This is a genomic window from Prevotella sp. P3-122 (genome assembly GCF_002251365.1).
In the GTDB taxonomy this organism is placed as follows: domain Bacteria; phylum Bacteroidota; class Bacteroidia; order Bacteroidales; family Bacteroidaceae; genus Prevotella.
In genome coordinates, this window is sequence record NZ_NPJH01000092.1 from 89,289 (window position 1) to 103,353 (window position 14,065).

General features: G+C 50.6%; 6 protein-coding genes. 4 read left to right on the top strand and 2 right to left on the bottom strand.

What is annotated here, in order from left to right:
* Nucleotides 1-41 precede the first annotated feature (41 nt).
* Nucleotides 42-2,663, bottom strand: a complete 2,622-nt coding sequence (locus CIL02_RS15190; protein ID WP_170935126.1) for a discoidin domain-containing protein — start codon at nt 2,661-2,663, stop codon at nt 42-44.
* Nucleotides 2,664-2,791: 128 nt separating this feature from the next.
* On the opposite strand from CIL02_RS15190, the gene CIL02_RS15195 reads away from it, so the two are divergent.
* The 4 genes from CIL02_RS15195 to CIL02_RS15210 all read left to right on the top strand — a co-directional run bounded on the left by CIL02_RS15195 (nt 2,792) and on the right by CIL02_RS15210 (nt 13,179).
* Nucleotides 2,792-3,835, top strand: coding sequence for a sugar kinase (locus tag CIL02_RS15195; protein ID WP_094403010.1), 1,044 nt, complete (start codon nt 2,792-2,794; stop codon nt 3,833-3,835).
* A gap of 581 nt (nt 3,836-4,416) precedes the next feature.
* The gene (locus CIL02_RS15200) at nt 4,417-8,760 is read left to right on the top strand and encodes a CusA/CzcA family heavy metal efflux RND transporter (protein ID WP_094403012.1); all 4,344 of its coding nucleotides are present in this window, start codon (nt 4,417-4,419) and stop codon (nt 8,758-8,760) included.
* A 15-nt stretch (nt 8,761-8,775) separates the two neighbouring features.
* Complete coding sequence (locus CIL02_RS15205) at nt 8,776-9,684, top strand: efflux RND transporter periplasmic adaptor subunit (RefSeq protein ID WP_094403014.1); 909 nt, start codon at nt 8,776-8,778, stop codon at nt 9,682-9,684.
* 657 nt (nt 9,685-10,341) lie between these two features.
* Nucleotides 10,342-13,179: a family 43 glycosylhydrolase gene (locus tag CIL02_RS15210; RefSeq protein WP_094403015.1), complete on the top strand. Its 2,838-nt coding sequence runs from the start codon at nt 10,342-10,344 to the stop codon at nt 13,177-13,179.
* Between the two features lie 80 nt (nt 13,180-13,259).
* Here CIL02_RS15210 and CIL02_RS15215 read toward each other — a convergent pair whose 3' ends face one another.
* The gene (locus tag CIL02_RS15215) at nt 13,260-13,925 is read right to left on the bottom strand and encodes a LytTR family DNA-binding domain-containing protein (RefSeq protein ID WP_240513744.1); all 666 of its coding nucleotides are present in this window, start codon (nt 13,923-13,925) and stop codon (nt 13,260-13,262) included.
* Between the last annotated feature and the right edge of the window lie 140 nt (nt 13,926-14,065).

The following is a 14,065-nucleotide window of genomic DNA, read 5'->3' on the forward strand; positions in this document are numbered from 1 at the left end:
GGGTTGTTGCTCTTGTTGCAACAACCCGTAATTTCGTATTCCTATCTCACAACCTTCTTCACACATCGTGTGGTACCGTCAGTATAGGTAATCTTGTCTATCAGCAAGCCTTTGCAGCTGTCGGATGCCGCCTGTCCGTCTATGGTATATAGCCTGTGCGACGCAACGGTCTTTCCATTATCGTCATAGCCGGCACCATCGATACCTGTATCAACTTCCTCTGCCACGACGTCCAACTCGGCCACCGAGGCGAATGTTCCTTCCGTGCACACAAGCTTAATGTATCTGCCTTCCTTGGTATTTATGGCAACCTCCGTACAGTATGGCATCCAGTCGCCCGACCGTGTGCTTGTCCAGTTTGCTCCGTCATCACTCACAAGGAACTGGTAATTACGTATCAGTCCGTTGGTGTTCCCATCCATGCGTGGTGTGGCCAGGAAGCTCTTGATGCTGTACTGCTTGCCCAGGTCAATGGTGATATAGTGTGGTGCTTCTGCTACGGTACCGCTATATTGGGTGTGCCAGAAGGTGTTGACATTCCCGTCAATGGCATACGAGGCCGGATTGATTCCCTCCTGACTGCTGCAGTCTGCTACTTTCCAGTTCTTCTTGCTCAGGAATATTTCCTCAGTCGGTGTCTCACGCCATTCGCCCGTTACGAAGTTGATGTCAAACCTCTCGTGATATTTGAATGAGCACGAATTGCCGTTGAACGTTATCGGGAACATGATAATCTTCGACTCTGTCAACCCCGGGTCTTGCCATCTGTCACCTACATACAGATAGGTTGTGGCCTTCGTTCCCTTTATTTCTAAGATGGCAGCGGCTTGTGTGTCGTATGAGATACTGTTGCCAATATCTGACAGTGAGCTCCATCCTGTCTGCAGATTGCTGGTGTATGATAGCTTGCATTGGTTAGGGTCCCATCCTGAGCAGGCCGAGCTAAACATAAAGTATGTGTCGCCGACGCGTACTATGGCAGGAGCCTCGCGGCTTTGCCATGCAAAGAGCTGCGTGTGCTCAACGGCCTCATGATAGTCGTCTGACAGACGGAACAGTCCCAGGTGCTGGTTCTCCTCTGTGGTCGATATGAAATAGGCGGTGCCGTCGTTGTCCTGGAATACATTGCAGTCGCGTGACTTTATGCCCATTGGACGTCCGCTCCATATATATTTGTAAGCTCCATTTATGGAGTCGCATTCGAAGCAGGCGGCTTCTGAGGCACTGTAGTCTCCCGACTCGTAGTGGCACCATACCACATATTTCCCTGTCTTGCTGTTGTACAACAGCTTAGGCCGCTCTATCATCCTGCTGCTGCCCAACTCTGCTGTGGTAACACCGTTTTGTATTATCTTCTTCTCGAATTTCCAGTTTACAAGGTCTATGGAAGAATAGAGGTTTACGTCAGGGTTCCATTGGCTGGTGCGGTCTTCTCCGCACATGTACCATATGTCACCAACGCGCACAAATCCCGGGGCGTGTGCCTGTACGGTTGCCCTGTTGTCGGTATAGTGAGGCAATCCGTTCTTGACGGTTATCCATTCAGATGCTCTTGTGGCGAGATAAGTGTCCAGTGCCTGGCAGACGGTTTTGATACATGAGTCAAACTCCTCCGTTGTTGTTGCCTCGGCTGCTGTTTGCCATGCCTCGCTGAAGACGGCTTGCAGGTCGGCCTTGCCTTCATAGTTGGTAGCTTGCATCTGTGTGTTGGCGTAGCTGATGGCTTTGGCCAGTTCCTTATACTTCTCGTATACGTCCATGATGTAGTGGAGTGATGCCAGGGTTGCCTTTACCCATTCGTAGTGGTCCTCCATCTTGAGGTAGTAGGAATTGATTTGTTTGCGAATGTTGTAGACACTGTCGACATAGGCGAACTTTAGTTTCTGTATCTCTGTGTAAAAGCTTGCCGCCTCCTCCCTGAGCTGTACGTAGTCGGACTTTATCTGCTGGAAGTTGTCGTGCGCCTGTTGCAGTTTGGTTGTGGCGGCCAATATGGAGCTGTCGTCATCGCCCATGCTCTTGTAGGTTTCCAATGCCTCAATCATCTCGTCACGGTTATACCATTTCTGGCGTCCCTTCGACAGGGTGTCGGCTATACATATTTTATATAGTGGCTCTACAATCTTCCTGGCATCTTCGGCAGTCAGTTCGTATCTGTACAATGTGAAGTTGTCGAAGTCGAGCAGTCCGCCGTTTGTTATAGTTATGTAAAGTCCTGCCTCCGGGGTTTCTGATGTAACCAGTGTCTCAACCTCGTATGTCCTGTTGTTGCCCGATAGGATTTTTGTAGAGTCGGAGCCAATATACAGTCTCAGTTCTCCCTCGCTGAACGCCGTCACCATGTCAACCGTCAGCTTGTATCTGCCCAACGGAAGCCTGCTTGTGGTCTGGAAGGCCTTTCCCTTCAGTGAGCCGCTTTCCTGCCATAGCTGCCAGTGGTTCTGCCCAGCGGCAATCAGCCCGTTGCCTTTCCCCTCAGTGCTGATAGTAGACTGTACGCCCGATGTTGTCAGCGATAACGTCCATCCTTCCGGAGACTTGTTCGTCATGGTGCCGTTGCTGAAATCGGCATTTACCATATATTTTCGGCTTACGTCAGTCTGCGCATTGGCCAAGCCTGTTGCTGCGGCAAGTATTAGTAATAGTAGTCTGATATCTTTCATATGCATGTCAGAATTTATTTTTGTTGTTGCAAATATACCAAAAATGTCTAAAGGAGCAAAAAAAACAATATAAAAAAGAATGGCATTTTTAGAAAAACAAGTAATTTTGCATTCAAAATCATCTTGTCATGGATAAAAGGATTGTTACTTTCGGAGAAATACTGTTGAGACTATCAAAGTCGGGATGCCAGCGTCTGAGCCAAGGCTCCTCGCTCTCAGCCAACTATGGCGGCTCAGAGGCCAATGTCGCTATATCGCTCGCCTGCTTAGGCGATAATGTTGAGTATGTCACCCGTGTGCCCGACAATGCCATGGGCAGGGCGGCTCTCATGCACCTGCAGCAGTTCGGGCTCAGTACCAGACATATAGTGAGGGGTGGCGATAGGCTCGGTACCTACTATTTCGAGTCTGCAGCTGCCATGCGAAATCCTGTTGTCGTCTACGACCGCAACGACTCATCGTTCTGTACGCTGCGTAACGGAGATATAAAGTGGAGCGACATCTTTGCCGGTGCGTCTCTCTTCCACTGCTCGGGCATAACATGCTCCGTCAGCCAGGATGCCCTTGACACTACTATGGAGGCCGTGCGCCTTGCCGACGGCATGGGTATAGAGGTCACCTGCGACATCAACTACCGCAAGAACCTGTGGCGATATGAAGGTGCAAACGCACACGACTCCCTTCACAAGCTCATGGAATACAGCAGTTTCATTTTCGGTGACCAGAACGAATGGGAGGTGGCAAGCGGGCTGAAGCATATCCCGTTCAAGGCCATGGATGCCGGCTATGAGATAGACCGCAATGCCTACGAGGCTTATTTCAGGGAACTGAAAAAGCAGTTCCCACGCTGCCGCCGTATGCTCATAGCCCTGCGCAACCAGATTACCTCTGCCCACCATACCCTCACGGGAGTGCTCTATGCCGACGACAAGCTATATACTACCCGCATCTACGACATACAGCCCATCATAGACCCTATGGGAGTGGGCGACGCCTTTGTGGCAGCATTCATCCATGCTCGTCAGCGTTGGGCGGACGATGACCAGCGGTGCCTCGACTTCGCACTTGCGGCAAGCGCAATGAAGAACACCGTACCAGGCGACCAGAACCTCGTAACCGAGCAAGAGATAATTGCCATGATGGGGAATACCACAGGAAGGATAGAAAGGTAATGTTTTGTCGTATCTTGTCACCTCGACATATATGAAGTCCTGCTTGTCATATAACACACCGCTTAGTGGCTGTGTCGAATGTATGCTCCCTCTGAGTCGTGTTTTTCACAGATATCTAACGCCATTGTCAAGGATATGTAGTATTATGCGAATATCTTTGTACTCGCAAAATACTTATGATGCGAAGATAATGAAAGTAGTATTTGTAGTTTGTCTCCTTTGCCGATACGTTCAAGCCCAATGACGGCTTCCGGCAATGGGCAAATAATTCCGAATTTATGTTCATGCCAATACTCTTGGCTGCCTCGGCAGCGAGAAAACGATACAGCCAAAGGCTCTACGACTATTTGCTGCAGCCTGTGATGAGATATTTCCTGGCCTAAGACAGGTTTGATGTTTTCTTGTCAAAATGTACGATTATAGTAATGACATTAGTTTTTAATCCCGAATTGCTTGTAATTCGGGATTTTTTTATAAATTTGCATTATCTCTGTATGATATAATGCTAAATCTCTGTATAACACTCAACCAAGCCCGGCTGAAAGAGATATCACTATAAGACAATATTATATATAATATATATGTTTAATGGTATAGTAAGATTTTCAGTACGCAAGAAACTCTTTGTGGCATTATCCACATTCTTTCTGCTTTTAGGAGGCATCTACGCCATGTTGACCCTTCCTGTAGATGCTGTGCCCGACATCACCAACAACCAGGTACAGATTGTGACAGTGTCGCCCACCCTGGCTCCACAGGAGGTTGAACAACTCATTACCATTCCTGTAGAGACATCGATGAGCAACATCATGAATGTTACCGAGATACGCTCGGTGTCAAGGTTCGGACTGTCGTTGGTCACAGTGGTGTTCAAGGAGAGTGTACCCACCCTTGAAGCCCGACAACTCATCAACGAACAGATACAGACAGTGGCAGGCGAGATACCCTCAGAACTGGGTACACCCGAGATGATGCCCATCACTACAGGTCTGGGGGAAATCTACCAGTATGTATTGAAGGTGGACAAGGCACATGCCAAGGATTATGACGCCATGGAGCTGCGCACCATTCAAGACTGGATTGTGCGCCGGCAGTTGTCGGGTATTCCGGGCATTGTAGAAATAAACAGTTTCGGAGGCTACCTCAAACAATATGAGATAGCCATCGACCCAGATGTGCTGACTGCTCAAAAGCTGACCATTGGCGACGTGTTTGAGGCACTCAGCAAGAACAACCAAAACACAGGAGCCAGCTATATCGAGAAAAAAGGCCGGGCATACTATATCCGCTCAGAGGGCATGATTTCGAAAATCAAGGATATCGAGAAGATTGTTGTGGCCAACCGCAATGGTATGCCGGTGCATATAAGCGACATCGGACGTGTGGGCTTCGGTGCTCCCAAGCGCTTTGGCGCCATGACCATGGACGGAGAAGGCGAGTGTGTGGGCGGTATCGCCATGATGCTCAAGGGAGCCAATGCCAATGTGGTGACCAAGGAACTGCAGAGCCGTATAGATAAGGTACAGAAGATGTTGCCTGAAGGCGTCACCATCGAGCCCTACCTGAACCGTTCGGAACTGGTCAACCGCAATATCTCTACCGTGATATACAATCTGGTCGAGGGCGCCATCATCGTGTTCGTGGTGCTGATGCTGTTCCTGGGCAATGTCCGGGCCAGCATGATTGTTGCCTCGGTCATTCCCCTGGCCATGCTCTTCGGTTTCATCCTGATGCGCATCTTTGGCGTGTCAGCCAACCTGATGAGTCTTGGTGCCATTGACTTTGGTATCGTGGTTGACGGATCCATAGTGATTATCGAAGGCATATTGGCCCATATCTACACCAAACGTCTGGCAGGCAAGCAGCTCAGTGCCGACGAGATGAACAACGAGGTGGAGCAAGGTGCAGCCAAGGTGGTGCGCAGTTCGGCTTTTGCCGTGCTCATCATCCTCATCGTGTTTTTCCCACTGCTGACGCTCAGTGGCATAGAGGGCAAATATTTCACCCCAATGGCCGAGACCCTGGTATTCTGCATCATCGGTGCGCTGATTCTCTCGCTCACCTATGTGCCGATGATGGCAGCAATATTCCTGCCAAGACACGTCGACCTGAAGCCCACTTTTGCCGACAGGTTTTTCAACAGGTTAGGACGGATTTACTACAAAGTACTTCATTTCTGCATGAAGCGCACCGTGCCGACCATTGCCTCAGCCTTTGCCCTGTTGGCTGCAGCCCTGTTGTTGTTCTCCCGTTTGGGCGCAGAGTTCATCCCCACACTCGACGAAGGCGACTTTGCCATGCAGATGACCCTTCCGGCAGGCAGCTCGCTAACAAAGAGCATTGAAGTGTCAGAGAAGGCAGAGCGGATTCTGAAAACAAAATTCCCCGAGGTGAAGCATGTGGTGGCCAAAATCGGTACGGCCGAGGTGCCCACAGACCCTATGTCGGTGGAAGATGCCGACGTGATGATTGTGATGAAACCCTTCAAGGAATGGACCTCTGCAAGCAGCAGGGCCGAGATGGTGGAGAAGATGAAACAGGCATTGGAAGTAGTGCCTGATGCAGAGTTCAATTTCAGTCAGCCCATACAGCTGCGCTTCAACGAGCTGATGACTGGTGCCAAGGCCGACATCGCCATCAAGCTCTACGGTGAGGACATGGACGAATTATACGAAAAAGCCAAGGAGGCGGCTTCATATATAAATAAGGTGCCTGGTGCTGCCGACGTGATTGTGGAACAGGCTGTCGGTCTGCCACAGTTGGTGGTACACTTCGACCGAAACAAGATTGCCCGATATGGCATTGACATTGAAGAGCTGAACTCTATCATCCGTACGGCATACGCCGGCGAGACTGCAGGTGTGGTGTTTGAGAACGAGCGTCGCTTCGACCTGGTGGTGCGCCTCGACCACGAACTGGTGAAAGACCTTGACCTCAATGCCCTGACGGTGCGCACGTCAGACGACATGCAGATACCAGTGAGCGAAGTGGCAAGCATCGACCTGGTCAACGGTCCTCTGCAAATCAACCGTGATGCCGCCAAACGACGGATTGTCATCGGTGTGAACGTGCGCAATGCTGACATTCAGAAGGTGGTGGAGAACATCAGTGCCACACTCGACAAGAATGTCAAACTGAAACCTGGCTATTATTTTGAATATGGCGGGCAGTTTGAAAACCTGCAGAATGCCATCAACACACTGCTTGTCGTGATACCTATCGCCCTGATGCTTATATTGCTTCTGCTTTTCTTTGCATTCAAGAGCGTTACCTATTCATTGGTAGTATTCTCCACCGTTCCACTGTCGCTCATTGGAGGCATTGCCGCCCTTTGGATACGCGGTTTGCCATTCAGCATCTCGGCAGGAGTGGGCTTTATCGCCCTGTTTGGTGTGGCGGTGCTCAACGGTATATTGATGATCAACCATTTCAACGAGATACGCCGGTCAGGTGCCTACAGCAGATGCACCAACCAGGTGGTGTATGCCGGGTGCAAGCATATTCTTCGTCCCGTGTTCCTCACGGGTCTTGTAGCCTCGTTGGGCTTTGTTCCCATGGCAGTGGCTACGTCAGCCGGTGCTGAGGTACAGCGTCCATTGGCCACTGTTGTTATCGGCGGCCTGATAGTGTCCACTGTACTCACCTTGATTGTCATTCCTGCATTCTACCGTATGGTCAACGCCTTCCCTGTGAGTTGGAGAGCCTTGGTACGCCGTGGCGTTGTGCCCAAGCGTTTTGCTACATTATTTACCATTGTTGCCTTGTTTACCATTGCTCAAGCCCAACCGCAAGTCAAAACCCAGCCACGACACATATCACTTGCCGAGGCTGTCGACATGGCGGTCAACCGTTCGCCACGCATAAGCATGGCCAACGCAGAGATAGAGCGTGCTCGCGCCATGCGTGGGGAAGCCTGGGATGGTGGCAATACCAACATCGGATTTGCGTGGGGACAACTGAATGGGGAGACCAGAGCCGACAACGAGCTCACTGTGGAACAATCGTTAGGTTCGTTGCTTACTCCGCATTACAAGAATGTGCTTGCCAAAACCATGACCGCGACAGGTGAGCGTTACCGTGACATTGTAAAAAGGGAAATTACTGCGGAGGTGAAGCGTGCATGGTGCGAATATCTCTCTGCCCTGGCCTTGTGCCGCTTGTGGCAGGGCGAGGAACAGACAGCCAAGCGTCTGCGTGAGATGAGTGTCCTCAGATATGAGCAGGGCGACATCAGCAAACTGGAATACTCGATGATGAACACCCTGGCGGCAGAACAGCACACCAAAAGGGTGCAGGCACAAGACCAGTTGGCCGTTGCAGCCAAGCGTTTTGCCTGGGTATGTCGGTCGACAGAACCAGTCGTGCCTGAGGATACCCTCCTGTCGTTGCTCCCTGCCACGCTCTGTGAACAGCCGTCGGCCACCTATCTCACCTATTTTGACATGCAGGCACGGCAGAAGCAAGACATGGTGAACATTGAGAAAAGCAAGTTTTTCCCTGAGTTTTCTATCGGTTATTCCCTACAGAAAATCGCACCTCTGACAAATCTCAGCTCATGGTCGGTAGGGGTGTCGTTCCCCTTGTTGTTCTTCCCACAGAAAAGCAGGGTGAAACAGGCCAAGATGGAGGCTCTCTCTGCCCAGTTTGAGGCTGAGGAAAACCGCACGCAATTACGGCGAAAGGTGGAAGAACTGAGAGACCAACTGTCAATGAATGCCAAGAATGTGGCCTACTATGTTGATGCAGCCTTGCATGAGGCTGACGAGCTGCAACGCAACGCCGTGTTGCTGTATGAGGAGAGCGAGACGGATATAGCCGAACTTGTACAGAGTCTGAACACTTCACGCGACATTCGCAAACAATATATAGATGCTGTACATGAATACAATGTGACAGCAGTAGAACTGGAATTATATTCGGAATAAAAACAATTTGACAACATGAAAATATATCCTACATTGCTGATGGCAGCATTATTACTGGCATCATGCGGCGGAAAAGAACAGAATGTATCTGAAACAGCTGAGGGCCAACAGACGGCCTCGGCCGACACCACGTCAGCATCAACGGCACAACAAGACTCTGTGACAGTAGATGCCGTATCGAGTGCCACAAATGTGGCCAACAGTCCTACATTCAACGGAGTGCTCATTGCCTCTCCCACCCAGATGGCAACCGTGTCATCAACAATGGGCGGGCGCATTCATAAGCTCTATGTCATGCCCGGCAAGGCTGTTAGCCGTGGGCAGGTGATAGCCCTGCTTGACGACCCCGGATTCATCGAGCTGCAACAGAGCTATCTGGAGGCCTCGGCACAATTGGAATATCTTGAGCAGGAGTACAACCGCCAGCGTTCGTTAGGCTCAAAGGAAGCTGCCTCACAGAAAAGGGTGCAGCAGAGCAAGGCAGAATATCTCGCCATGAAGAGCAAGGCTTCTGCCACAGGGGCTCAGCTGCGTGCGTTGGGCATCAGTCCTCTTGCGGTGAAGAACGGAGGCATCAAGACTTACCTGCCTGTCACCTCGCCCATCGGTGGTTATGTCACCAATCTGACAGTCAATCTGGGCAAATATGTAGAAGCCGGCAGTGCCATCTGTGATGTCATCAACAAGTCGCAGCCGCTCATACAGCTCACGGTCTACGAGAAAGACCTACAATTGATAGACAGAGGTACCGAACTGTCCTTCCGCGTCAATGGCATGGGCAAGTCAACCTTCTCGGCCACTGTCATCTCTGTAGATCAGGCTGTTGACAAGACGGATTACTCCATCAAAGCCTACGCCAAGGTGAAAGACCACAACGCCATGTTCCGTCCCGGCATGTATGTCAGAGCTAAGAAAAGGCAATAAAACAGTGGAGCAAACGGCAAAGAAATGTGGACTTCTGCATTGAGAAAACCAAGTTCGCCAGAGACCAAGTGATACAGAAGAACAATGACTTTAATGGCAGGAAAATGAATGCCAACAAGAAGAAGTTGGGGTCATCCGGCATTTCGAGTGATTACCATTTATAGCAGTGTGCTCTGTATTTGTTACCTTCATTGCCGCTAAGGTTACAAATCTTGTCTGTGGCGTATTCATATTTGCGGTTCATGCTATATCTCGAGTGACAATATATTGTTGCGTGGTCTATGCATATATATATATCATTGCCGATAAGGTTAATAACCTTAAGGGCGTAAGGTTATTAACCTTTCAGCCGTAAGGTTATTAACCTTATCAGGGATGCAAACGTATTCATATCCTATGGCAAACGGTTTCACCCACTTCATTTAATAATATACTTTAGGAATAATATATTATTATGTTCGTCACTCCATATTTCTGATGAACCTTATCTAAATGGTACGCTCTACGTTCCACGGGAGGCCATATCTGCATACAGCGAGCATAGTGTCGGTATGCTACAGGTCTTTCTGTGTTAAAATCATGCAATTGTTTGTCGGATAATCGTTTTTTAATTATTTTTGCATTGTCAACTGAAACTTATCATTTTTACCACAACCTATGACAGACATCAAACTGAAACATGTGCTGCTGCTTGCCGCCGCCATCCCTTTGGCCGCATCAGCGCAGACAGAACTGACTTATACGGAAGCCAAAACGCTGTATGCTAACAAGACAAAGAAGGAGGTGAGCATACACGACCCGTCGGTGGTCTACGACCAGGGCAGCGGAAGGTATTACATCTTCGGCTCCCACCGCGGATGCGCCTATTCCACTGATATGCAGAACTGGACATCGTCCTCGTTCACCTGGCAACAAGGCACAAACAATAATGCCGGCAATGACGTGGCCTTCGTCACGCCTGCCGTTACTGCCGTAAAGAAGGGTGGGGCGACCGTAGCCCTGCCGGCCTTCAACGCCATGGACTGGTCGAAGCGCAGCGATGCCAGCTACGACATAAACGGCAACATGTGGGCTCCCGACGTGATATGGAACCCTACGATGAATAAATGGTGCCAGTATCTGAGCATCAATGGCGACGCCTGGCACTCGAGCATCATCCTGCTCACCGCCGACAACATCACCGGACCATACCTCTACCAGGGACCTGTGGTGACATGCGGCTTCTATGACACCTCACACTCATACAAGGAGACCGACCTCGAGATAGTGCTTGGCGAGCAGTCGGCGCTGCCCTCACGCTATAATGTGGGCACCAAATGGGGCGAGCGCTGGCCGCACACCATAGACCCCAACGTATTCTTCGACGAGGAGGGAAAGCTATGGCTGTGCTACGGCTCATGGTCGGGCGGCATATGGATGCTGGAACTCGACGAGGAGACAGGACTCAGAGACTACGATGTGGAATATCCCTCGGTCAACGGCTCGTCGAACGGCGTGACAAGCGACCCATATTTCGGCAAGAAAATTGCGGGAGGATACTACGTGTCGGGCGAGGGCCCGTACATAGAGCACATAGGCAACTGGTACTATCTGTTCGTAAGCTACGGCTTCTTCTCTCCCGACGGAGGATATGAGATGAGGGTATTCCGCTCCGACAAGCCCGACGGACCGTACAAGGACTCCAAGGGCAAGAGTGCCATCTTCACATCGTACGCGATGAACTACGGAAAGAATGGCGATACAAGGGGCGGAAAGTTAATGGGAGCATACAACGGATGGGGTTTCCAGACCGTCGGGGAATGCGCGCAGGGTCACAACTCAGCGATAACGACCGAAGACGGAAGGGCTTTCCTCGTATGCCATACGAAATTCAACGACGGCACAGCCGGACATCAGGTAAGGGCACACCAGCTGTTTACGAACAGCGACGGATGGCTCGTTGCCTCTCCTTTCAGATATAATGGCGAGATGGTGACCGATGCCGACATTGCCTCCGCACAGCCATTCACCGCTGCCGAGCTGGCAGGAACCTACAAGCTGCTGATACACAAATACGGCATGGACTATGCCAACTACGAGGAGGTGACGCCAATAGAGATAACACTGTCGGAAGACGGGAAAATCACTGGCGGCAAGACAGGCACATGGACCATTACGGAAGGTACGGGATATATATCGCTCGTTCTTGGAGGCATAAAATACAATGGTGTGGTGACGGAGGAGGTCATGGACGGCAAGACCGTGCATACCGTTTCATTGTCGGCAAGCGCACCGTCGACGGGAACAAGCGTCTGGGCTTACAAGATGTCGCCAAAATACGACCTGGCATGGCAGCTGAACAATCAGACGGAGCCTTTAGTGAACAAGCAGAACGTCATGCGCGACATAGACCTCTACAGCATGGACCTGAAGGCCGGCAACGTGAAGATGACATGGACAAGCAGCAACGAGGATGTCATATCGCCATATGGAAAATACAATCCTACGGGACTGCAGGAGAATACCTACGTAGACTTGTCGGTAAGACTGGAGACCCCAGGATGGTATTGGGAGAAGAGCTATACCGTCAACGCCTATTCCGAGGCCAACGCCCTTCCTACAGCCGACTGGCAGAGCGGCATGGTGGCATACTATGGCTTCAACGATGATGATCTCGCCGATGCCTTCGACAGTAGCAGGAAGGCGTCGCTGCTGAAGAAAGGAACAAACAAGGTGCCGACACTCAGCGATGATGATCCCCTCAGGACTGGCAACTACGTTCATCTGACATTCGGTGCCAACGGCAACGAGAGCTACGTGGCCATGCCCAATCCGCTATTGGGACAGGAACTCGCCAATGGTGCGACAATATCGTTCTGGGTGAAGCGTGCTGACAACAACAGCTGGGACGCGCTGTTCGGCCTTACTGACGGAACGGCACGGCTGTACATGACAGGCAACACATACATCGGCTACAATGACGGCAATGCTGAGAACAACAACTGGATAGACATCAACCATCCCAATGATGTTGTCGCCACAACGCTTGGAACTGGTACATGGCACCTTGTTACTCTGGTGTTCACAAAATCAAGCGTCACGATGTATGTGGACAGCAAGAAGACAAACTTCAGCAAATGGAACGGCGTGATGGACGGAAAGACTGTCACCACGGCAACAGGCTTCGACTACAGTCTGCTGCTCGATCTCCTTTCTTCCTCGGCAGAGATTTGCCTTGGCAAAGGGTCGTTCTGGGGCTCGCCCGATGCCATGTTCGATGACTTCATCGTCTACAACCGCGCACTCTCAATATCTGAGGTGATGGCATTGGGAAGAATGGAAACCCGTGTCTTCGACTTCTACGGATGGGCTACCGGCATAGATGTTGTTACAACCTCTCAACCACACGACCCGGCAAGCTCTGTATACTATGACCTGCAGGGCAGACGACTCTCAGGACGGCCTACACGTGGACTTTACATAAAAGACCACAAGATTTTCAAGGTTGACAAGTAGGACTTTTCAAGTTTCGCTCAACTATAGTAGTAAAAAGGAGGTAAAAGAAGTATTTTCATTCTTCATCTACCTCCTTTTTACTACTTGCGAAGTTTTAATAATTTCAAATTGTCCATATATTTCCTTCCAATGGGCAGTGCCTTCCCGTCTTTCTCCAGTATTATCTCTGTCTTTGAGAAGCGCGCTATGCGGCATCTTGCCACGAGAAACGAACGGTGTATGCGTATAAACTCTCCCTGCGGCAGTTGCCCCTCCACGATATGCAGCGGTATCTTGGAAAGCATCGACGTTCCGTCGGCAAGATGCACCTTGACGTAATTGTCTATAGACTCTATATATAATATGGTGTCGATGGAGACAGAGATGGTCTTGTAGTCAGACTTCAGCAACAGTTGGCGCACGGCAGACTCCGATGTTCGGAGCAGGTCGTGCATGCGCACCCATTGCCGTGCCTTCTGCATGGCACGCTCGAAACGCTCGTAGAAGAAAGGCTTGTGAAGGAAATCGACAGCATTCACCTCGAAACCTTCCAAGGCATATTGTGCGTATGCCGTAGTGAATATCAGGCAACAGGAAGTGGGCAGTTGCCTCGCCAGTTCTATGCCCGACGTTCCGCTCATCTCAATATCCAGCAGCACCACATCTGGCTGCCACTCCCTTATGCGCTGCATGCCGCTGCGTGGAGAGCTATATGTCTGAAGTTCTATCCCTCCACTCCGTTCGCAATATCGCCTTACAATCTCCAAGGCGATATCGTTATTGGTACGCTCAGCATGAGCATTAGCTAACGGGTGCGAGTCCCGAGTGAGCCCTAATAGCGGGAATCACATAGCCAAGGGCAAGGGTGTCCATCGCGAGGTGGAATCTGAAGGAAGCCGGCGGCAAA

Excerpts from the sequence above, each read along its gene's own strand:
- CIL02_RS15195 (WP_094403010.1), top strand. The coding sequence starts at position 2,792 with ATGGATAAAAGGATTGTTACTTTCGGAGAAATACTGTTGAGACTATCA.
- CIL02_RS15210 (WP_094403015.1), top strand. The coding sequence starts at position 10,342 with ATGACAGACATCAAACTGAAACATGTGCTGCTGCTTGCCGCCGCCATC.
- CIL02_RS15200 (WP_094403012.1), top strand. The coding sequence starts at position 4,417 with ATGTTTAATGGTATAGTAAGATTTTCAGTACGCAAGAAACTCTTTGTG.
- CIL02_RS15190 (WP_170935126.1), bottom strand. The coding sequence starts at position 2,663 with ATGAAAGATATCAGACTACTATTACTAATACTTGCCGCAGCAACAGGC.
- CIL02_RS15205 (WP_094403014.1), top strand. The coding sequence starts at position 8,776 with ATGAAAATATATCCTACATTGCTGATGGCAGCATTATTACTGGCATCA.